Origin of the sequence: Borreliella bissettiae DN127, assembly GCF_000222305.1 — a bacterium.
In the GTDB taxonomy this organism is placed as follows: Bacteria; Spirochaetota; Spirochaetia; order Borreliales; family Borreliaceae; genus Borreliella; species Borreliella carolinensis.
The window spans coordinates 530,383-552,784 of the sequence record NC_015921.1; the positions used below are offsets into that span (position 1 = coordinate 530,383).

A 22,402-nucleotide genomic window follows, 5' to 3' on the forward strand; every position below is an offset into this window, starting at 1 on the left:
AAGCATTTTATCTTTAAAAAAAATATTTTACAAATTTTTTTCTTTCTTAAAATTTAATAAAATTGATTCATTTTGATCATTTGCAAGATGTATATTTTTCTTAAGCTTTCAGTAATAGTGTTGTATTGATACATATTGTTATTTGATTAAATGTTCGTGTGTATTTTTTTGTCAAAATAAAAAATTTTATTTTTTTATTTATAAGAATATTTTTGGTAACATTTTTTTGATTTTGTTTTTGTTTGTTTTTAGTACTTTTATAGATATCCTTAATATTAAGGCATTGTTAAAATGTGGGTGAGTATTGGTTTTTCGAGGCTATTAATTTTTTTGTTGTAATTTAATTTATTATTGCTTATTATTTACCTATGAAAATAAGTATTGCTCAAGCGAAATACAGAGCTTTAGATTTTAATAAATGTATTGCTGATTTTAAAGCTAATTATGATGAAGCCTTGCTAAGAGGATCAGACGTTTTAGTTTTTCCTTCTATGTTTTTAGGCAAGACTAATTATGGTGATTTGTTTGTGCATTCTAAATATTCTCAAAATATATGTAAGTTCATCGAATTTATGAAAGAACAGGTTAATGATAACACTTTAATTGTTTTTGGTCATAGTGTTTATAAGGGTGGCAAATTTGTAGATATTGTTTCTGTCATTAGTAATCATAAAGTTATTCTAACTGCATCGCAAGGTAATTCGCCTGGGTTTTTTAGTTATAAGGACAATTTATTTGCTGTATTAAATTTTGAGGATGAGTTGTTGTTTGAAGAATTAATTCCCAAATTTGGAGAGGATTTAAAGAAGGCTAAGTATTTAATAATACCGGCCAAATCTTATTTCTGTAAGGAAAAGAATAATCTTAGGTTAAAATTCTTTGAAAGAGTTGCTATTGAGAATAATCTGGATATTGTTTATTCAAATTTTTATGGGGTTGAAGATTCTGCAGTTTATGATGGGCGTAGCTTTTTTATTAATAGTTTTGGCAAGATAAAACAAGCCAAAGGATTTGAATTTGATTTTATATCTAATGATACATTTCAAAATTTAAAATTTGATACATGTAATGAGCTATTTGAAAAAATTATTTTGGCAATATCTCTTGTTTTAAGAGAATATATTTCTTTTTCGGGATTTTCTAAAGTTCATTTGGGAGTATCTGGAGGGATTGATTCTGCTCTTGTTGCGTGTCTTGCATGTTTTGCTTTGGGCGCTGAGAATGTTGTTGGAATTTCTATGCCTAGTAAATTTTCATCAGCAAATTCTATTTCTGATGCTAAAGAGCTTTCTAGAAAATTAGGTTTTAAATTGATTGAAATGCCAATAAAAGATTTATTTGAGGTAAGCAGTAGATTTTTTGAAGGGTATTTTGATGTTAAAGGTGTTACGGGAGAAAATTTACAAGCTCGCTTAAGGGGCCTTTTATTAATGTCTTATAGTAATTCCCAAAATTCTTTGCTTTTAAATACTGGTAACAAAAGCGAGATTGCAGTTGGTTATTGTACTCTTTATGGGGATACTTGCGGAGGACTTGCTTTGATTGGAGATCTTTTTAAGACGGAGGTTTATGATTTTGCAAAGTACATCAATGCAAAGTTTGACCAATGTATTATACCTGTTAATATTATTTTAAAGGAACCTTCGGCTGAGTTAAGGTTTGATCAAAAAGATAGTGATTCTCTTCCAAAATATGAAGTTCTTGATGTTATTTTAAATCGATATTTGATTGACAATGAATCTGTGGATTCAATTTATCTTAATTTTGAAAAAGATATAGTTGATAAAGTCTTAAATCTTTATTTTAAAAATGAATACAAAAGAAGGCAGGGAGCCCCTATAGTTAAAGTTTCTAAAAAAACTTTTGGTTTTGAGCTTTCAATGCCTATTTTAAATAATATGATTTGAAATTGTGATTGGGGCTTGATTTTTTAAATTTTATTAATAATATTTTTTACTGGAAAGAATTGGAAAATAGCTTTTTAAGTTCAAATTGAATTTTTGTACCTTTGAATCTATTTAATAGACATAGTTTGCCATAGTACAGATCTGTTTTTTTATTGCTTGCTTAATGTATTAAAATTATTAATTTTTATGTTGTGATAACGTAAATAACGCAAGTTCTTTTTAAGTATTAAAGATAATAAAGTGGGCATGGTTGGTGAATTTTATTGTGGCAATAAAATGGCATTGGATATCTTAGACTCAATGTATATTTTAGAACTTAGCAATTATAAAAGATGATCCTTGAAAGATTTTTTATTTATTTTGACAACAAATCAACAATAGACATTTTAAGAAAAGACGCAAATAAAAAAAATTAATAAGCAAGATATAGAAAGAATTTGAAAATTATTATTTATGTTTTGCGGTTTTGTTGTTATTAGATTCAATGTCGAGTGTTTTGATTAGCTTGTTCAAGGTCCAGCTTGAAAATTTTATGTAAAGCATTTTAATTGGATTTTTTGTATTTTTTTTTAGCACTTTTAACGATTCTATATTCATTAAAGCTATTATTTCTTTTAGCGTTTTTGGTAAATTATTGAAAATTTTGGAACCTACTTTATGTCCTTCTAGAATAAAATTTTGAAGAGTTATTTGATCTTTTTTTTGTAGGCGTCTCATATATAGCTTCAAAATACGCTCTTGAGATTTCATAATTTCTGAATTAATTTGTTCTTGTTTTTTAGTAATTTTTTTCTTGTTTTCAATAATAGGTTTTTTAGGTAAAGACTTGTAAGGGTTTGTTCCTGGAATATAATTTTTAGGAATTTTCATATATTTTACTCCTATTTAACTAGCTAACCTATAATTTTATTATTTTTTTTGTTTTTATGCAATCAATATTGATATTTTGATTTTTTATGATTAGAATCATCATATGAAGGAGTTTTTAAGGGCAGGGGCTTTTAATTTATTGCTTGGTACTTTAATATTGTTTGTTGTTATTTTTTTACAATTTAGGAATTTAAACTTAAATATATCTTTTTTAAAAGATATAAAATTAGAAGTAAATAATAAGGTTGAAAATAGTGAATATATTTTAAATGATATTGTTGTTAATGTTAGGGGATTTAGGATATTTTTGTCCAAGCTTAATCCACTTGTTGTTTTAGAAACAGGTTTAAATCTTTTGCCCATCTCTTATAAGGTGCAAGACACGGGTATTTATGTTTATTTTGAGAATAATATCTTTCTCGGATTTTTGCTTGATTCAGAAAATAATTTTAGTATTGAATCAAATCTCTCTAAGAGCTTTCTGTTAAGCTATGAGGTTGAAGATCATTATGAAGTTTTATTAGACAAGTCTAATATTTCAATAAGACAAGGGGATAATTTTGAATATAAAATCTTTTTAGGAGAAAATGTAAAAATAAGAGAAAAAGATATTTTGATTTCTCCTCAAGCGGCATTTAGGATTGGCAATGCTATTTATATCGATTCATCAAATAAAAATATTCCAAATTCCACTTTAGAGAGCAATCGAAGCAATAAAATTAATGTATTAGATTATTCTATTATGCATTCAAAAATTAAAGAGGTGGATAATAAAATTTTTAATGATGCTTTAAACAATTTTAGACAAAGTGCTTATGATTCTTGGAACAATCCTGTTAATTTTAATGTTTCAAAGGGAGGATGGCTTAAATACGGTGAGTATAGCTTTGATGAAAATTTAATGGTTTGTTTTTTGGCAGAATCTTTAATCAGAGGGGATCACGAGTCAATATTTGTAAAATTAGATTCTTTATTAGCTAAAAATGAACATAAGTTGACCTATTTAAGTTTAAATTATTTTGCTAATTCGAATCAATTCGATAAATTTTTTTCTTATTTATCAAGAAATAAAACTTTTATTGACTCTCTTGAAGAAGACAGACTTATGGTTTATTTAAAGGAGGATCCTCGTCTTTTGGAAAAAATTTTTTTATCAGAAAACGGTTCCAAATTAAATCGTGCTTTAAATCTTCTCAAAGATCCTAAAAAAATATTAAGTTCTAATTTTAATTTTAGCCAAGCCTACAACATTCTCTCTAATTATCTTACTTTTCTTAAGATTAGAGGTGACGATTCGTTTTATTTAAATTTTAAAAAGGAGCTTTATAAATTTGTATTTACTTTATTTGGTGTTACAGATGAAGGAAAGGTATATATATTGAATAATATTAATTCAGCTGATGTTGTTGAGTATGCATTAAAGATTTCTGGGGTTCTTAAAAGAATAGCATCTTATTTAAAAGATAATTTAATATTAAAGCTTTCATTTAATGCGATTTATTATTCTTTAATGAGTGATTATGCCAAAGGAATTCCTTATGAAAACTGTTATTCTGATATTATTGATGATAATCAATATATGCCCCAATTTATCTTTATTTTTGATCATGGATTTATCAGGTGGATATATGTTGCTTCTAGGATTTTAAATAGTGAAATTACTGATGCCAAGGTTGCAATTGATTTTGATCAAGAGCTTAATTATTCAAGTTATATATTTTTTGGAAATATTTTAAATCCAACTTTGGTTAGATTTAGAGAAATTGATTGGTTTACAGATTATAAGTTTTACGTATATTCTGATGGTTGGAAGTATTATCCTTTGAGCAAAATTTTGGTTATTAAAGCAACACCTAAGAAAAAGAAGACTTTTAGTCTTTTATTAAGATTTGACAAAATTGCAAAAAAAATAAATATTTATGAATAAGCCTTTATTATCAGAATTGATAATTGATATTGGGAATACTAGCATTGCTTTTGCCTTATTTAAAGATAATCAAGTTAATTTATTTATTAAAATGAAAACAAATCTTATGTTAAGGTATGATGAGGCTTATAGCTTTTTTGAAGAAAATTTTGATTTTAATGTAAATCAAGTTTTTATAAGCAGTGTTGTTCCTATTCTTAATGGAATATTTGAAAACGTCATTTTTTCTTTTTTTAAGATAAAGCCCTTGTTTATTAGTTTTGATTTAAATTATGATTTGACATTTAATCCTTATAAAAGCGATAAATTTTTGCTAGGTTCAGATGTTTTTGCCAATCTTATTGCAGCCATTGAAAATTATTCATTTGAAAATGTTTTGGTAGCAGATCTTGGAACAGCTTGTACCATTTTTGCTGTTAGTAGACAAGATGGAATACTTGGTGGTCTTATAAATTCTGGTCCTTTGATAAATTTAAATTCTTTAGTAGACAATGCCTATCTTCTCAAGAAATTTCCCATTAGCACCCCAAATAATCTTTTAGAGAGAGCTACATCTGGGAGTGTAAACAGTGGTTTGTTTTATCAATATAAGTATTTAATAGAAGGTGTTTATCGTGATGTTAAAAAGATGTATAAAAAAGAATTTAATTTAATAATTACCGGGGGTAATGCTAACCTAATTTTGCCATTAATTAATATAAATTTTATTTTTAATATTTATTTAACTGTAGAAGGCGTTAGAATTTTAGGAAATTCTATTGACTTTAAGTTTGTTAATTGAATTATTTGTTTTTAAAGTTTTAAATTTTTTTGTTAAATAAATTTGGGAAGTTTTTTGTTTGGTGATTAAAATTATCTAGAATTGATGTAATCTCTTCATATACTTTATCATTAATTTCTGCTTTAAATGAATTTAAGTTTGACTCTACATGATTTTCCTTGCTGAAACCTACTATAAATCCACTTAATTTTGTTTTTTTAAGCCATGAATATGTTAATTCTAAAATTGTTAAGTTATTTATCTTTGCTATCTCTTCAAGTTTATTTATGGTTTTTAAAGTAAAGGGCCAAATTTCTTTTTTGAAAAGTATAAGTTTTTCTGTTCTAATATCATTAAATTTGTTTTTGTCTTTTATATTAGCTTTAGATAAAAGTCCTTGAGCAATTGTTGAATATGATATGGTTGCAATATTGTTGTTTTCACAGTAAGGAATTACATCTTTTTCTTTATTTCTAAATAGGGGGTTGTATCCTATTTGGTTTACGTCAATTTTGCAAACTTTTTTTATGCTTTCCATGTGTGATATTTCAAAATTACTTACACCCACATATTTTATTTTTTCTTTTGCTCTCATTTCTTCAAGAAATGATGCGATTGGTCTTAGGTCAAAATCGGTTTTAGGCCAGTGTATATAGTAAATATCTATATAATCAGTTTTTAAATTTTCAAGACTTTCATTAAAGTTCTTTATATATTCTGAAATTTCCATTGGATAGCATTTACTTGCAATTAAAATATTTTCTCTTATTGTTGGATCTTTTTCTATTATTTCACCAATTATTTTTTCTGAAATTCCATTTCCATAAGCTCTTGCGGTATCAATATTTCTGAGTCCGTGTTTATATGCTTTTTTTAATATATTTTTAGCGGTTTCTTTTTCGACTTGTTTAAAATATCCTCCTCCAAATTGCCAAGACCCTAAAATTAGTTTACTATAAGTATTTATCTTTTCCTTAAGATTATTCACAGATTCCCCTTTTTATTTTATGATAAATTGATATTTTTATTTTAATGATTTAAGTATGTCTTATTTTAAATGTTTTATAAATAAAATTTTATAGTTTGTTAAAATTTTATAGTTTGTTAATATTTTTTAGTAATTTTTCTTTATTAAAATCTCTATTTATTCCAAATCTGGTTAAAGAGAAGTCGTATTTTACAGGATCTTCTTTATTTTCTTTTGAAAAATAACTTGTAATTTTTATTGCTTTTTTAAGATTTACGTTTTTTATTTCTTTGATTTTAAATAGTTTTGAGGCAATATTTGTCATATGAGTGTCCATTGGTACTATAAGATCATTAGGATTGAATTTATTCCAAATGCCCAAATCGACGTCATCTTTACGTATCATCCATCTTAAGAATAAAAAAAGTCTTTTACAAGAACTTCCCTTTGAAGGCTTTGGAAGCAGCATTCCGAATTCTCTTCCATTTATTTTTTCCATATGCTTTATTAATTCATCTATGCTGAGTATAAAATTTTGGTTTTTATAATAAATACTGTAAAGGAGATTTTCAACTGTGTGGTGCTGCTCTTTTATTATCTTAAGGGTGCACAGCAGCTTTACAATGTCTTCTCCTTTGAAAAATCTATAAACAAATCCTTTAAATATTTCTTTTAAGTCTTTTTCATTTGCCAACTTAAGGGTATCAGAAGGTGATTTGCCAAGTGGTTTGAGTATTGTCTCGATTGCTTCTAAAATTTTTTCTACTCTTCCAAGTGACAATGAGGAGCTAATTAGGCCTACAAGTTCAATGTCTTCTTTTTCTTTATACCTATATAAAAATTCTAAAGGATCAGGATGTATAAATTTTTTTTTATTATATTTTGAATATATTCTTTCTAGAAAATCATATAATGAGCTTTTAGCTTTTATTTGCATTATTATATTCTAATAGTTCTAATAATATTTTTTTAAGTTTTTTATCGTAAAATTGGTCTTTTGCCCATTTTCCAGTCAAATCATATATTGTTGGAGCAGATCCTCTTTTAACAAGGTAAAATCTAGGATCAACCATATTTGACTTGATATTTTGTTTTGATGCATAAGCTTTTAAATGTTGAATATGAGCTTTAATTCCTTCTGTAATATTGGAAAAGGAATTTCCTTTTGTAAGATTATTAGTAGCGCCTATTCCTGAAAAATTGTGTTGCTCTTTTGAAACTATTCCATTAAATTTTAGAGCTCCTGTTTCTAGTAGCATTTGAGCATATGCAATATCATAATTAACCCCTTCAATCAAAGATTCGTCTATATAGGTTTTAGCAACAGTATTTACATAGTTTTTGTCAAGGTCTGGATTCATTTCTAGAGTATATTTTACAAGATCTTCCAGTTGAGTTTTTCCTCTACTTATTAAAAAGGGAATATATTTTTCTGTTTGTATTTCAGTACTTATTTCGATTACTTCTTCATTACTATGAGCTTTATTTGCTAAAAAGATGCTGAGCATTGCAAATAGCAAGAATTTTTTTATCATTATTATTTTTCCTCTTCAATAAATTTATTAATTTCATTAACAATAGAATTAAATCTTGATAACATTGATTTTTTGTTTTTTAAAAAATTAAAACTTTTTAAATAGTTTCTGCTAAAAATAAGATCAGAAATTTCTGCAATATTGCTTATGTCTGTTAGCTTTATAGAGTTTGTATTAGCAATTTTTGTGCGGAGGTTCTTTTCATTTTCTTTTTCTTTTAAAATTAGTTGTAAGTTTTTTAAATTTCTTATTGTTTGCGGTTTTCCTCCTATATTGATATACCTTGTCATGTTTGTGTTTTTTGCAAGGATAAAATTAGCAATATTTGCTTGATTTCCTAGTGTAATTAACGTTAGTTTATTAAGGTTGATTTTTGAATTTAAAAATTTTAAATTTTGACTTGATTTTACTAGTTCAATAATGTTTTGAATATCATTCTCAGTAGATGCAATATCAGCTTTTTCATTAAGGATATTGGCAGGTTCAATTAAATAACTAATGCTTTTATTGATTACATAGCTAAATATACTTTTATGGCTATTTTTAATAAAATCGTAGCTTTTCATATGTTTATATTTTGGTGAATATAAATAAACAATTTTTCCTTTCTTAACAAGCCCACTAACCAGGGATTTAAACATTGAATCGTGAGAATAATAAGGAAGTATAAGCAAAACAGAATCATATAGTTTTTGGTTATTACTAATAAATGCTTGTTTATATATGTTGTTCTGTTTTGGTAAATAATTCATTTCATTTATGAAAAAAGGATTAAATTCGTACAAAAGAAATGGATTTTGCTTTTTAAGACCCAATGTTGAGCTTACAGGGTACCAAATCGATAAGTTTAAATTATTTTTGTGATCTTTAATTCTTGAAAATCCGATTTGATAGCTATTGTTTTCATCTTTGGGATAATTTATAAAAAGTGCTAAGTATGAAAAAATAGTTGCAATAATAACAGTTAAAATAGCAGGTATTACAAGTATTGTTTTTAGCAAAATTGAAAGAAAAATTCCTTTTGATTGTTTTATAGACTTGTTACCTCTATTTCTTCTTCTGCTATTTACTATTGTTTGTATGTTTTTAAAGAAGATGATTAGCATAAAAATTAAGAATATACTGCCAATATATAACATTAACGGTCTGATTTCTGTAAAGTATAAAGTTATTACAAAAAATGTGCCTGGGAATATTATGAAGTAGTCTTCATAAGTAAATTCTTTTTTTAAATTAAATAAATTTACTATTAAAAACATGCTAAAACTGGTTAAGAAAATGAGTTCATAAATTTGCGTATCCATAAAAATAATTTTTCCTTAAATAATTATAAGCATAAAAGCAATTTTTCCAAAATAGTTTACAGAATTGATTATTACATAGTGTTAATCTAATTTTGGATTTAAGAAGGGGTATTTAATTAATAGAGTTTATTTTTGTTTAATATAAAATGTTGTGTTAAAATAGATTATGTTTTACAGGCGAAAGGTAGTAACATATGGTTGGAACCTTTTTGGGAACTGGTGCTTCAAGTGGCGTTCCTATGTTAAATTGTAACTGTAGAGTCTGTACTTCGAGTTTTAGTAAAAATAAAAGATTGAGAAGTTCTTTTTTTCTTGAGGCTTCTGGCATTAAATTGTTGATTGATACGGGCCCTGATATTAGACAACAACTTTTAAGAGAGAATATAGATAAGCTTGATTTAGTGCTTTACACCCACGAACATTATGATCATGTTATGGGTTTTGATGATATTAAGTTTTATACACGAACTGCTCCTTTAAACATTTATGCCAGAGATACTGCCATGATTCACATAATGAATGCTTTTCCACATAATTTTACATCCAAGCCTTCTTTAAGCGGGAAAGCTGACATTATTCCTAATGTGGTTAAGGATTTTAAGTCTATTGTTTTTAAAGGTCTAAAGATAGTTCCAATTCCTTTGATTCATGGAGAGATAGTTAGTTTGGGTTATAGGATAGACAATTTGGCGTATCTTACTGATGTTAAATTTATTCCTGAAGCGTCCTATGATTATTTAAAAAATTTAGATCTACTTATAATAGATGCTATGAGGATTAAGCCTCATCCGGCTCATTTAAATTTTTCAGAGGCCATTCGTGAGATTAAGAAAATCAATCCCAAAATTTCTTATTTTACGCATATTTCACACGATATAATGCATGAAGAATTTGATTATTTAGAAAAAGACAATATTTATTTAGCTTATGATGGATTAAAGATTTATATTTGATTTAAATTTAAAGAGGATTTATGAAATTAATTTCATGGAATGTAAATGGAATTAGAGCTGTTTTAAAGAAAGGTTTTCTTGAGTTTGTCAAGGAATATGCTCCAGATATTTTGTGTGTTCAAGAAACTAAAGCCTTAAGAGAACAGTTGCCAAAGGATTTAATTCTTGAAAATTATTATTCTTATTTTTCAAAGTCAAAAATTAAAGGTTATAGTGGTGTTTGTATTTACTCTAAAGTTAAGCCTATTGCTGTAAATTTACTTGGAAAAGAAATTTTTGATAATGAAGGTAGGGGGCTTGTAGCATACTATGATGATTTTGTGTTAATTAATGGTTATTTCCCCAATTCTCAAGCTTTAAGAAGAAGACTTGTTTATAAACTTGATTTTTTATCTTATGTTGAAAATCTTATAGATTCTCTTGTGGGTGGTGGAAAAAATGTAGTAATTTGTGGTGATTTTAATATTGCTCACACTCAGATTGACCTTATAAGTCCTGATTCTAATAGAGACTCTCCCGGATATTATATTGAAGAAACTACTTGGCTAGATAGCTTTTTAAACAAAGGATATGTGGATACATTTAGGATATTTAATAAGGAGCCCGGTTATTATACTTGGTGGAGCTATAGAACAAGAGCTAGGGAGAGAAATATGGGTTGGAGAATTGATTATTTTCTTGTTAATGAATTTTTTAGGAGAAATGTTAAAAAATCTCTAATTTTAGACGAAGTAATGGGAAGCGATCATTGTCCTGTTTTTTTAGAGTTGACTGATGTAGTTAGCTAAAGGGAGGAAGCTAGATTGAAAAAAAACATTGCAATTTTTTATTTAATATTTAGTGTTAATTTTAGTTTTAGCATTGATTTAAATGATTTTGATTTTTATCGCAGCCTTGACAAGGAAGAATTAATATTTTTAATTAATTTATTAAAGAGAGAGCAACTTGTTTTGGCAAATAGTTGTGCTTTAGAGTATATTGATTTAGCTTATAAGGCGCTAAAAGAAAAAAACATAAATTTATTATTAAAAAATGACAAAGAATTAGCAGTAGATAGCAACAAGCATTTAATCCAATCTAAGAAATATAACAATGCAAGGCTTATCTTTAAGGCCACAAAGGATTTAAATACTTTGGTTCATATTAGTAGGGATGGGCTTTTAAAAACTTTAGATGGTAGAAGCGTAAGTGTTAATAAGGATAATAAATTTATTATTTTAGATTCTTTTTTGAATAACGATTTTTATGATGATGTTCCAAGCGAATATACCACTATTGAAATTTATAATAAAAGCATTTTAATGCCTAATTTAAATAAATTTCTTCTAGATAAGCGCTTAAATCCTTTTATTTATCTTGAAGATTTTAATAAAAACGTTTACTTAAATGATATTCCAAAATTAAGCAAAGAAGAGTTGTTGTTTTTATTTTATGAGCTATTTCCAGTTTCTAAGCTAAAGAGTTTAAAAGATTGGAATGATTTTGGATTTTCATCTATTTTAAAAGTATTGAATAAAATTTATTCTGAAAAAATAAATTCGATAAGGGGGAGTGCAAATGAATTATCAAAGAATTAAAAGTTATTGTAAATTTACAAGTGTTTTTCTATTTTTTTTGTTTTCTTGTGTTTCTAATGACATAAAGTTAGATCAAAGTTTAGTAAAAGGAAAACTTGTTAATGGGGTAAGATATTATATTTATAAAAATCAAATACCAAAGAATGCCGTTAGTATAGGGATTGTTTTTAATGTGGGTTCTCTTAATGAAGAAGATAATGAGAGGGGAATAGCGCATTATCTTGAGCATATGGCTTTTAATGGTACAAAAGATTATCCAGGGAATTCAATAGTTGATGTTCTTAAAAAATTTGGAATGCAATTTGGTGCTGACATTAATGCTGCTACTAGTTTTGATTTTACTTATTATAGACTTGATTTGTCAGATGGTAATAATAAAGATGAAATTGATGAATCTATAAATATTTTGAGAAACTGGGCTTCTCAAATCAGTTTCATGAAAGAAGAAATAGATTTGGAACGAAATATTATTATTGAGGAAAAAAAGCTTGGCGAGACTTATCCTAGTAGAATTTATGAAAAAATGTATAAGTTTTTGACAAGCGGGAGTCTTTATGAATTTAGAAATCCTATTGGACTTGAAGAGCAGATTTTGTCTTTTCAGTCAGAGGATTTTAAAAAATTTTATAGAAAATGGTATAGGCCAGAACTTGCAAGTGTTATTGTGGTGGGAGATATTGATCCTATAGAAATTGAAGAGAAAATAAAGAAGCAATTTATTTCTTGGGAAAATCCAACCGATAAAATTAAAAAGGTAAAAATAAATTTAGATGTAGAGCTTAAAGATAAGTTTTTACTTTTAGAAGATTTGGAAGTAGGAGAGCCCAGTTTAATGTTCTTTAAAAAAGAAATTATTAACTTTATAAAGACCAAAGATGACGTTTTAAATGATATTAAAAGGTCTTTATTGTCTGCTCTTTTTAAAAATAGATTTTCTGAATTAAAGACTGCTGGGGTAAAGCATTATAAAAATGTTTCAAATAAAGAGTTTTTTTCATTTAAGTCAGATAACAATACTATTGTTGCAAGATCGATTTCTTTAAACTTTAATCCAGATCATTTGAATGAAGGAATACAAGACTTTTTTTATGAGCTTGAGAGGATAAGAAAATTTGGATTTACCCAGGGTGAGTTTGAAAAAGTTAGATCTCAATTTTTAAAATCTTTAGAATTAAGGAAAAAGAATATAAATAAAACAAATTCATGGTCTATTTTTCAAGATTTGATAGAAATTGCTATTAATGGTTCTAATAAATTTGATATGAATGAATATTGCGGTCTTTCTGTTCAATATCTGGAAAAAATTGATTTAAAGACAATAAACAATCTTGTAGAAAGAGAGTTTGATGTAAAAAATTGTGCAATTTTTTATTCTTACCGTGGAGGAGTACATCCCGTTTTGACTTTTGAAGATATTGACAATCTTCAAAAGATAGCTTTAAAAGGAGAATTAAAGTCTTATGAGAATTCTTCAATTGAAGGTAAATTTTTTGAGAAGTCTTTAGATGATAAAGATATTATTAGAGAAAATGAGTTTGAAAATGAAGTTTCATCATTTGTTCTTGAAAATGGGGTTGAAGTTTATTTTAAATATAATGATCAAAAAAGGGGTGTAATTGATTTTAGTGCAAGTTCTTGGGGAGGTTTGCTCAATGAGGATTTAAAACTTATTCCCGTTTTATCTTTTGCCCCTAGAATAGTATCTGGTTCGGGATACGGCGATTATTCTGCATTACAGATTGAGAAATATTTATCAGATAAAGCTGTTTCTTTAAGTGTTGGTGTTGGAGCCCAAGAATCATATATTGCTGGAAGTTCAGATAAAAAAGATCTTGAAACTCTTTTTCAGCTTATATATTTTACTTTCAAGGAACCCAAAATAGATGATGTTTTTTTGCAAAATGCTATTAATAACATAAAAGCATTAATAAAGAGCAATGAAAATAGTTCTAATTATCATTTCAAAAAAGCTATTGGTAAATTTTTAAACAATAATGATCCTAGATTTGAAGATATAAAAGATAGTGATTTACAGTATCTTACAAAAGAAAATATTTTATCTTTTTATAAGAAAAGGTTTACCTATGCAAATAATTTTAAGTTTGTCTTTGCTGGAGACTCAGATATTCAGACAATAAAGGCTTATTCAAAGAAATATTTAGGCAATCTTAACTTTAAAGAAATAAACGAGTATAAAGATTTAGATTACTCTTATAGTAAAAATTTTAATAAAATAATTGTAAGGAAAGGAAAAAATACAACTGGCTTTGCTTATGTGGTTTATCCTTTTAAATTTAATTATTTGGCAGAAACCTCGTTAAATTTAAATGCTTTAGCAGATCTTTTAACAGATGGCCTTATAAAAAATATTAGAGAAAAAATGTCTAGTGTTTATGCAATTCAAGCCTCTTTTGATTCCAATTTAAGGAAAAATATGGATTCCGATGGTATTTTATCTATTTTTTTTACTACCGAGCCTAAGGAGCTTGACAATGTTTTAAATTCTATTAATCGCTATATGATCGAAAGGCAAAAAATAGATTTTAATGATAAAGATTTTTCTTATGTTAAGAAGAATTATATTAAAAATACAAAAATAAATTCAGAGAAAAATGATTATTGGATTTCAAATATATTGGCGTCATTATCCTGGTATGGAGTATTTAAAAATAATTTTGGTGTTAAGTTTATAGAGACAAACTTAAACAAAGATTTAATAAATGAATTTTTTAAGAAAATTAATCTTGATGAAAGAGCAGAGATATTATTGATACCTGAATAGTTTGTGTTTGATTAAGAAACATTCTTGTTTTCTGAGGTTTTCTAGAAAGCGAGAATGTTTCTTAATCCATTATTTATTAGTAAGACATCCTCTAGGGGAATCGAACCCCTCTTGCCAGGATGAAAACCTGGAGTCCTAACCGATAGACGAAGAGGACAAAAGTGAGCTCAGTAGGACTCGAACCTACGACAAACGCCTTAAAAGGGCGCTGCTCTACCACCTGAGCTATGAGCCCAAAAGTCATTTTATGACCATTGAAAGTAATAATATATTTATTTTCCAATAATGTCAAGTTAAATTGGCATAAAATTAATAATTTATACCAAAAATGTATTTAACAATTTGAGCTGCACAGGACTTGAACCTGTAACCAGCGGATTAAGAGTCCGATGCTCTACCACTTGAGCTAGCAGCCCAGCTTATTAATTTGCTAACAATAAGAATAAGTTTTTATAAATTGAATGTCAAGGTTTGTTGTTGCTTTTTTTTAATTCTTCTAGTAAATTTTTTGCTTCTAGGTTATTAGGAGAGATTGTAAGAAGTTTAATTAGCGCTTCTTCTGCTAATATTTTATTTTTTGCATTTATTCTTGATCTTGCTAATTTAATCAATATATTTTGGTTATTGGGAAAAAATCGCAATGCATGTTCGTATGCAAAATCGGCTTCATTGTATCTTTTTAGCTCATAGAAAGAATCTGCAATCAAATTATAAACTTTTATTATTCTTGCTCCCTTAGAATCAAGGCTAATGTATTCTTGAAAATATTTTAATGCATTTTCATAATTTTTTTGAAAAAAATAAGCTTCTCCTAGTGCTTGAATAATTCTTATGTCATATTTTTTAATGCCAAGCCCAATAATTGCCTCTTTTTCAGCTCTTTTGTATTCTCCTATGGCTATTAAGCTCCATATTAATATTGTTCTAGCATCTAAGTTGCTAGGATTTAGTCGAATTTCTTCTAACGTGTTTAAAATAGCTTCTTTAAATTTTCCTTCTTTATATAGAAGAAGAGAGTCTTCTTTTTCTTTAGGCTGTGATTGTCCAAATAATAAGCTTGAATTGGATAACAGAATTAAAGTTATTTGCAATAGGAAAAAAAATTTCATTCTTCTAAATCCTCCATTTCACAATTCCCTTTAAATATTGCTCCAGAATCAATAAAAAGTTCTTTGGCTTTAATGTTTCCTATTAACTTGCCGGTTTTGTAAATTTTAATTGTTTTTAAAGCCTCAATATTTCCTTTTATTTTGCCATGATTTAGTAAATGTTGGCATTTTATGTCAGCTTCAACATCAGCTTTTTCTCTTAGATAGATTGAGTTTGATGAGTTTACTAAGCCTTTGAGCTTTCCTTCTATTATTATTGGCTTATTGCTTTCAATATATCCTTCAAACTCAAAATTTTTTTTTATTACATTTTGAGTACTACTTTCTTCGAATTCTAAGCTATCTATGCTCATTGAACCCTCTAAAAATGAATGCTTTTGCCTTAAAGCATTCATTTTTGATTGAATTTTTTATGAATTTAGTCGTTTCTTCTTTGGCCCAAAAATCTTAAAAGATATAAGAATAAATTTATAAAATCCAAATAAAGTTTAAGTGAGGCCACAACTGCCATTCTGTTTTTTATTTCGGTGTCGTCTTGTAGCATGTTATCCATTTTAGAAATATTTTGAACATCATAGGCTGTTAGACCTGTAAATATGACTACGCCCAAAATAGATATAAGGAAATTAAGTCCTGAGCTTCTAAAAAACATATTAACAAGAGATGCAATAATGATTCCCCATAAGCCCATTATTAGATAGCTTCCCATTTTTGTTAGATCTGTTGTTGTAGTGTATCCGTAAACAGACATTCCAAGAAATGTTCCAGCAGTAATTCCAAATGTGAATACTATTGATCCTTGTGTATAAATCATAAATATAGAAGATAATGTTACTCCTGTTAGTGCTGAGTAGAGCAAGAAAAGAGCTGTTGCAGTATTGCTTGATATTTTATTAAGAGCACCACTTATTGCATATACAAGTCCAAATTGTATAAGTATTATAGCCATAAATGATATTGGATTTGACAATATTATTGCTTTGATTGTTTGATTTTCTGAGGTTGTATATGCAAACATTGCTGAGATTAAAAGTCCAATTGCCATAAGCCCGAAAACCTTGGCTAAAAACTTGTTTTTTATTAGTATTTCTTGTTTTTCTTGTGTTAAATCGATCATAATAAAGCCTCCTTATTATTTTATTAAGATTTGTTTTGATCGTTAAATTTTTTGCGAAGTTCATCAAATATAGCGCTTGGAACTTTTCCATACTTTAAGAATTCCATTGAGAATTCTGCTTTTCCTTGGGTAGAGGATCTAAGGACTGTTGAAAATCCAAACATTTCGCTTAAAGGCACTTCGGCCTCAACTTTTGAAAAACTTCCATCTTCTAGCGAACCTGTTATTATTCCTCTTCTTTGGTTTAAAAGTCCAAACATATTGCCTTGGAATTCGGTGGGTCCTTCAAGGGTAACTTTCATTATTGGTTCAAGGATTGTGGGCTTTGCTTTTTCATAAGCCTCTCTAAAAGCACCAATTGCTGCTAATTGGAATGCAATATCAGATGAGTCAACAATGTGATATTGGCCATCATTGATTGTAATTTTTATGTCAACTATTGGAAAGCCAATGAGTGTTCCCTTTTCCATTGCTTTTTGGAATCCTTTGTCACATGATGGGATATATTCTGTTGGGATTACTCCCCCTTTTATTAGATTAACAAATTCGTATGTTTCTCCTTCTTTGTTAAGAGGTTCCATAAACCCCGCAACTCGTCCAAATTGTCCAGCTCCTCCAGATTGCTTTTTGTGAGTATAGTTAAATTCAGCTTTTCTTGTAATCGTTTCTCTATAGGCTACTTGTGGCATTCCGGTTTCAACTTCTGCCTTGAACTCTCTTTTCATTCTTTCAATGTAAACTTCTAGGTGTAGTTCTCCCATACCTTGAATTATTGTTTCGTTTGATTCAATGTCAACGTAAGTTTTAAATGTTGGATCTTCTTTTGTGAATCTTCCAAGGGCTTTAGCCATATTATCAGCAGATTTTTTGTCCTTTGGTTTTACAGAAAGAGAAATTACTGGATCTGGAATAAACATTGATGTCATTGAATAGTTGATAGATGGATCACAAAACGTATCGCCTGATGCACATTCTATTCCAAATAAAGCAACAATGTCACCACTTCCTCCAAATTCAATGTCTTCTGTATTATTAGCGTGCATTCTGATAAGTCTTCCGACTTTGAATTTTTTAGAAGTTCTTGAGTTGATAAGTTCTTGTCCTTTTTTTAAAATTCCTTGATAGATTCTTACATAGGTTAACTGTCCGTATTGTCCGTCTTCAAGTTTAAATGCAAGAGCAACAGTTGGGAGGTCGTTATCGATTTTAAGATCGATTTCTTTTTCATTATTATTAAGGTCAAGAGCGGTGTTTTTTATATCATGAGGGGATGGCAAAAATCTGGTTACAGCATCCAAGAGCAATTGTACTCCTTTGTTTTTATAAGCAGATCCCATAAATACAGGGCACAATTTTAAAGCCAATGTTCCTGTTCTAGTTGCATTGTATATTATTTCGGTAGGAACATCTTTTCCTTCCATGTGCAATTCCATAAGTTCATCATTAAAGTCGGCAAGAGTGTCAAGCATTATTTCTCGTTTACTTTTTGCTTCTTCTAAGAGATCTGAGGGTATTTCTTTTTCTATTATTTCTGTTCCATCTTTTCCTTCAAAATAGTAGGCTTTCATTAATATAAGGTCTATAACTCCAATATGTTTGTCTTCTAATCCAATTGGGATTTGCATTAAAACGGAGTTTAAGTCAAGTTTTGACTTAAGTTGATCTTTTACATTGTAGGGATTTGCTCCGGTTTTATCGCATTTGTTTACAAATGCAAGGCGCGGCACGCTATATCTTTTAAGTTGTCGATCAACAGTTATTGATTGTGATTGAACTCCTGCAACAGAATCAAGAACTAATATTGCTCCGTCAAGCACTCTAAGAGATCTTTCAACTTCAATTGTAAAATCTACGTGTCCGGGTGTATCAATAATATTTATTGGAAAATCTTTCCATTCAACGTGAGTTGCAGCTGATGCTATTGTGATTCCTCTTTCTCTTTCAAGTTCCATTGAGTCCATTGTTGCACCAACCCCATCTTTGCCCTTTACTTCGTGAATTGCATGAATTTTATTACAATAAAAAAGAATGCGTTCTGTAAGAGTAGTTTTCCCTGAGTCGATGTGTGCGCTGATACCTATGTTTCGTAATTTATTGTAGTCCATTAGACTTTGTTCCTCCTGATGATATGTGAATAGAAGATTAACTATCTTAGTAATTTTACAAAATTTTTTTTTAAAAATCTATCTTATATCGTTTTATATTATTAGATTCTTTGGAAGTTTAAACTATTTGGCAGTTCGCTTGATTAAATTTGTATTAATGTATATTCTTATATTAGGGAATATATCATTTAGTAGATTTTGATTTTATTGATTAAAACTTTTTATTTTTTATTTAGTGAATTAACTCTTACTTTATTATTATACTCCTAAGATAATTATTTGGAGGAATTTGAGTTGGAAACTTTAACAATATCTAATGAATTGAGCAAAATATCACAGGTGGGTTACGATTCTTCTGTGTCTGAGCTTTCTGTGTTTTTTAAGGATGGAAGAGCTTATAAGTATTTTAAGATTGAACCAAGACATTTTAGTGCAATATCTAAACTTGTTGAGGACAGAAGATCAGTTGGTAAATATTTAACAGAAAATGTATTTAACAAATATGACCAAGAAAAGCTTTAATTTGTTTTTTAGATAGTATTAAAAGCCCTTTTGTTTTTAAAGCAAGAGGGCTTATTTATGTTTATGACTAGCTTTTAGAGTGATATATTTTGTTTTATAATCATCAAGATGGCTTATTTAATTTTAAGATTCAACAGCGTTTAAATTTTATATTTTTATGATTATTAGATTTAATATTTTTGCTGCTTTGAATAATTTAAATAGTATAAATAGTATTAAGGATTCAAGTAAGTTTTTATGTATAAATTATTGTTTATTAGTGCTTTTGTTTTGTCTTGTAGCTCTATTTTTAAGGAATATCAAAACATATCAGATGAATATTATAAGCTTGCTAAATTAAATGAAGAGCTTGGTAATGATGAGACTTCTGTTTTGCTTTATGAAAAATCTATTAAATTTAATATCAATGCTGGTGATGATTCAAGTTACAATTTTATTTTAGCTTGCATTAATTTGAAAAAATATGCAGAGGCTGAGCTGAAACTTAATTCTATTATAAAAGAAGATCCAGAGAATATTTTGTTAATTAATCTTAAGGGGTATTTGCTATTTAAGAAAAATGATTTGGACAATGCTTTGACTAACTATTTGAAAACTTTAGAATTTGCACCTGCAAATAAAGAAGCTCTATTTAATATTTTTTACATTTATCATTTAAAGAGCGACAAAAAAAATGCAAAAAAATATATCTCAAAATATAAAGAGCTAAATCATCCTATACCAAGTGGTGTGGAAGAAATAGTGTCTTCTGTTCTTAAGAGTTAATTTTTTAGTTTTTATGTTTACTTTTTACTTTGTGGTAATCTTTATGGTAATTATTATATAATAAGGTATGCAATATAAACCCTGTTTTATTTTTCATAAATTTTTGTAGGAGAGTTTGTATATGATTAGGCTTAAAGTTTTAATTTTGTGTTTTTTTGGGATTATTGTGGTAAATGGTTTTACAGATACTAATTTTGAATTCAATTTTGGTGGTGGGGTTGCTTTTCCTGTTAGTCCCTTTTCAAGCTTTTACAATGAGGCTTTAGAGATTAATGCAAAGCTTAAGCAAAATTTGCCTTCAGATTTATCCCCAATTGAAAAAGAAGAGATAGTTCAAAATTTTTCCGATTTAGCCAATATTGCTAAAGCTGGAATAAAATATGGAACTTACGCGCAATTTGGTGCTAAATTTGATGATTTTGTTTCTATTGGATTTGAACTTTTGTTTGACATGAATCTTCTTAAAGCAATAAAGCGTTCAGATGGAACTGCAAATGAAAATTTCTCGTTTATTATGGCAATAACACCTAGATTTTATACAAAATTAGATTTTTTTGTTTTAGCTTTAGCGTTTTTCACAGGTCCTAAGATTAATATAGCAACTTCTTCTGCAGATTCTGTTTTGGCAGAATTGGGAACAATGGGCTGGGATATTGGTGCTAGACTTTCATTCTCTTTTTTAATTCTTGAAGGTTACTATGTCTGGAATATTAAAAACCCTAAATTTTCTGATTTCAAGTTTGGGATAGGTTTTGAATTTGGAATTGTGTAGTTTATTTAATTTTGTTTTTAGGATTATGTATAATATTTGGTTTTCTTATTAAGAAGATTTTTTGATTTTTCTTTTTATTATCAAGTTAAGGCTAAAATATTTAAATAACCTTGCTTAAAAAATTTTAGTTGTTTTTGTGTGCATAAGTTTTAATAATTATCAAATTAAGATTGTTGAGATTTTAAAAAAAAAAAAGAACGAGGAGCTTGGTGAATTTACTTAAAAAAAAATCAATAGGAATTATTGCTTGTCCTGGGGGTAGGGTTTTTGCTAGCAAAATAATAGAAGAACTTGACAGAATATTTATAAATATTGAAAATGAGATTGTAGATAGTATATGCCAAGATTCCAAATCCTTAAAGGAAGAAATTTTTAAGATTGAAAAAGTTTTATCTCCTTTTTTAGAAGGGCTTAGTTTATCTACTCTTAAAAGCAAAGAGCCTTTAGAAATTCCTGTAAAATTTGTTAAATTTGCCAATGGTGAATTTAAAACTGAAATTTTAAAAACAATCAGAAATAAGGATATTTTTATTGTTCAAGATGTTGCTAATGCTTATGAAGTTGAGATAAGCAGTAGTGAAAAAATAATTATGACAGTTAATGATCATATAATGAATTTAATGACAACAATAGATGCTTGTATGCAGGCTAAAGCCAATTCTGTTAGTGTTATTATTCCGTCTTATCCTTATTCAAGGCAAGATAAAAAGCACTCAAGAGAATGTTTAACAGCAAGTCTTATTGGAAGATTTTTAGAAGAGTTGGGCATTAGACATATTTTAACTCTGGATATTCACTCAAAGGCTATTGAGAATGTATTTAGAAAAGTTTATTTTGAAAATTTAAATGTTTCTTATGAAATCTTTAATTCTCTTAAGGATTTAATAGACATTAGAGATTCTAATTTGGTCATTGTTTCACCCGATACAGGTGCTGTAAGTAGAAATAAATTTTTTGCATCAAGTCTTAAGAGTCCTCTTGCTTTGCTTTATAAGGAGAGAGATTATTCAAGAGTTTCAAATGATGTTGTTGATTCAAATATTTCTGTAACCAAGCTTTTAGGAGATGTTGAAGGTAAGAATGTTTTTATGAGCGATGACATGTTAGCTACTGGGGGTACTCTCATTAAGGCAATGAAATTGCTTAAAAGCATGGGTGCTAAAAAGATTATATGTGGGATTAGTTTGCCGTTTTTCAATGGAGATGCTATTAAATATTTTGATAAAGCTTATGAGGAAGGATATTTTTATAAAATAATTGGAACGAATGCCGTTTGCCATAATGATGAATTAATAAATAAGCCCTGGTATCATGAGGCTAATGTTGCGCCTCTTTTTGCAGAGGCAATATTTGCAATTTATAATAAAGTTGGTTTGCAAAAAATTCTTGATAGAAAGGATGATATTCAGAAATTGATTACCAAGGGTTAA

20 protein-coding genes, 2 tRNA genes and 1 pseudogene are annotated in these 22,402 nt (G+C 27.9%); 12 read left to right on the plus strand and 11 right to left on the minus strand.

Annotated elements, in window-relative coordinates:
- The first annotated feature begins 368 nt into the window (after nt 1-368).
- Nucleotides 369-1,907 carry an NAD(+) synthase gene (gene nadE / locus BBIDN127_RS02580; RefSeq protein WP_014023742.1) on the plus strand — a complete coding sequence of 513 codons (1,539 nt, stop codon included), beginning with the start codon at nt 369-371 and terminating at the stop codon, nt 1,905-1,907.
- 234 nt (nt 1,908-2,141) lie between these two features.
- Nucleotides 2,142-2,323: pseudogene (locus tag BBIDN127_RS07795) on the plus strand (inositol monophosphatase family protein); the annotation flags it as partial.
- Nucleotides 2,324-2,354: 31 nt separating this feature from the next.
- On the opposite strand, the gene BBIDN127_RS02585 reads toward BBIDN127_RS07795, so the two are convergent.
- Entirely contained in the window at nt 2,355-2,777 is a 423-nt protein-coding gene (locus BBIDN127_RS02585) for a hypothetical protein (RefSeq protein ID WP_006433858.1), read from the minus strand.
- Nucleotides 2,778-2,880: 103 nt separating this feature from the next.
- Here BBIDN127_RS02585 and BBIDN127_RS02590 point away from each other — a divergent pair, with 103 nt between their 5' ends.
- Both BBIDN127_RS02590 and BBIDN127_RS02595 read left to right on the plus strand, forming a co-directional pair.
- Nucleotides 2,881-4,704: a hypothetical protein gene (locus BBIDN127_RS02590; protein ID WP_014023743.1), complete on the plus strand. Its 1,824-nt coding sequence runs from the start codon at nt 2,881-2,883 to the stop codon at nt 4,702-4,704.
- Complete coding sequence (locus tag BBIDN127_RS02595; protein ID WP_014023744.1) at nt 4,697-5,485, plus strand: type III pantothenate kinase; 789 nt, start codon at nt 4,697-4,699, stop codon at nt 5,483-5,485. The genes BBIDN127_RS02590 and BBIDN127_RS02595 overlap by 8 nt, the downstream gene beginning before the upstream one ends.
- 19 nt (nt 5,486-5,504) lie before the next feature.
- On the opposite strand, the gene BBIDN127_RS02600 is transcribed toward BBIDN127_RS02595, so the two are convergent.
- From BBIDN127_RS02600 to BBIDN127_RS02615, 4 genes are all read right to left on the minus strand, one after another.
- Complete coding sequence (locus BBIDN127_RS02600; RefSeq protein WP_014023745.1) at nt 5,505-6,452, minus strand: aldo/keto reductase; 948 nt, start codon at nt 6,450-6,452, stop codon at nt 5,505-5,507.
- A 106-nt stretch (nt 6,453-6,558) separates the two neighbouring features.
- Complete coding sequence (locus BBIDN127_RS02605; protein ID WP_014023746.1) at nt 6,559-7,368, minus strand: TIGR02757 family protein; 810 nt, start codon at nt 7,366-7,368, stop codon at nt 6,559-6,561.
- The gene (locus tag BBIDN127_RS02610) at nt 7,352-7,966 is read right to left on the minus strand and encodes a glucosaminidase domain-containing protein (protein ID WP_014023747.1); all 615 of its coding nucleotides are present in this window, start codon (nt 7,964-7,966) and stop codon (nt 7,352-7,354) included. The genes BBIDN127_RS02605 and BBIDN127_RS02610 overlap by 17 nt, the downstream gene beginning before the upstream one ends.
- Nucleotides 7,967-7,968: 2 nt before the next feature.
- Nucleotides 7,969-9,270, minus strand: coding sequence for a hypothetical protein (locus tag BBIDN127_RS02615; protein WP_014023748.1), 1,302 nt, complete (start codon nt 9,268-9,270; stop codon nt 7,969-7,971).
- 194 nt (nt 9,271-9,464) lie between these two features.
- On the opposite strand from BBIDN127_RS02615, the gene BBIDN127_RS02620 reads away from it, so the two are divergent.
- From BBIDN127_RS02620 to BBIDN127_RS02635, 4 genes are read left to right on the plus strand one after another with little or no spacing between them, the layout of a single operon-like run.
- Entirely contained in the window at nt 9,465-10,223 is a 759-nt protein-coding gene (locus tag BBIDN127_RS02620) for an MBL fold metallo-hydrolase (RefSeq protein ID WP_014023749.1), read from the plus strand.
- Between the two features lie 20 nt (nt 10,224-10,243).
- Nucleotides 10,244-11,011, plus strand: a complete 768-nt coding sequence (gene xth / locus BBIDN127_RS02625) for an exodeoxyribonuclease III (protein WP_014023750.1) — start codon at nt 10,244-10,246, stop codon at nt 11,009-11,011.
- A gap of 15 nt (nt 11,012-11,026) precedes the next feature.
- Nucleotides 11,027-11,800, plus strand: a complete 774-nt coding sequence (locus tag BBIDN127_RS02630) for a hypothetical protein (protein WP_014023751.1) — start codon at nt 11,027-11,029, stop codon at nt 11,798-11,800.
- Nucleotides 11,781-14,582, plus strand: coding sequence for a M16 family metallopeptidase (locus BBIDN127_RS02635; protein WP_014023752.1), 2,802 nt, complete (start codon nt 11,781-11,783; stop codon nt 14,580-14,582). The genes BBIDN127_RS02630 and BBIDN127_RS02635 overlap by 20 nt, the downstream gene beginning before the upstream one ends.
- Before the next feature lie 162 nt (nt 14,583-14,744).
- Here the strand turns inward: BBIDN127_RS02635 and BBIDN127_RS02640 are convergent.
- The 6 genes from BBIDN127_RS02640 to fusA form a co-directional block, all read right to left on the minus strand.
- Nucleotides 14,745-14,817 (minus strand) — tRNA-Lys (locus tag BBIDN127_RS02640).
- A 108-nt stretch (nt 14,818-14,925) separates the two neighbouring features.
- A tRNA-Lys gene (locus tag BBIDN127_RS02645) sits at nt 14,926-14,998 on the minus strand.
- Nucleotides 14,999-15,046: 48 nt separating this feature from the next.
- Nucleotides 15,047-15,691 (minus strand): tetratricopeptide repeat protein, encoded by a 645-nt coding sequence (locus tag BBIDN127_RS02650; protein WP_014023753.1) that lies wholly within the window; start codon nt 15,689-15,691, stop codon nt 15,047-15,049.
- The gene (locus tag BBIDN127_RS02655; protein ID WP_094248964.1) at nt 15,688-16,086 is read right to left on the minus strand and encodes a bactofilin family protein; all 399 of its coding nucleotides are present in this window, start codon (nt 16,084-16,086) and stop codon (nt 15,688-15,690) included. Before BBIDN127_RS02655 ends, BBIDN127_RS02650 begins: the two co-directional genes overlap by 4 nt.
- Nucleotides 16,087-16,109: 23 nt before the next feature.
- Nucleotides 16,110-16,808, minus strand: a complete 699-nt coding sequence (locus tag BBIDN127_RS02660; RefSeq protein ID WP_014023755.1) for a Bax inhibitor-1/YccA family protein — start codon at nt 16,806-16,808, stop codon at nt 16,110-16,112.
- 23 nt (nt 16,809-16,831) lie between these two features.
- Entirely contained in the window at nt 16,832-18,913 is a 2,082-nt protein-coding gene (gene fusA / locus BBIDN127_RS02665) for an elongation factor G (protein WP_014023756.1), read from the minus strand.
- Between the two features lie 294 nt (nt 18,914-19,207).
- On the opposite strand from fusA, the gene BBIDN127_RS02670 reads away from it, so the two are divergent.
- From BBIDN127_RS02670 to BBIDN127_RS02685, 4 genes are all read left to right on the plus strand, one after another.
- Nucleotides 19,208-19,435, plus strand: a complete 228-nt coding sequence (locus BBIDN127_RS02670) for a KTSC domain-containing protein (protein WP_014023757.1) — start codon at nt 19,208-19,210, stop codon at nt 19,433-19,435.
- Between the two features lie 237 nt (nt 19,436-19,672).
- On the plus strand, nt 19,673-20,200 hold the full coding sequence (locus BBIDN127_RS02675; protein WP_014023758.1) for a tetratricopeptide repeat protein: 528 nt from the start codon (nt 19,673-19,675) through the stop codon (nt 20,198-20,200).
- Between the two features lie 121 nt (nt 20,201-20,321).
- Complete coding sequence (locus BBIDN127_RS02680; protein ID WP_014023759.1) at nt 20,322-20,972, plus strand: hypothetical protein; 651 nt, start codon at nt 20,322-20,324, stop codon at nt 20,970-20,972.
- A 209-nt stretch (nt 20,973-21,181) separates the two neighbouring features.
- Nucleotides 21,182-22,402 carry a ribose-phosphate pyrophosphokinase gene (locus BBIDN127_RS02685; protein WP_014023760.1) on the plus strand — a complete coding sequence of 407 codons (1,221 nt, stop codon included), beginning with the start codon at nt 21,182-21,184 and terminating at the stop codon, nt 22,400-22,402.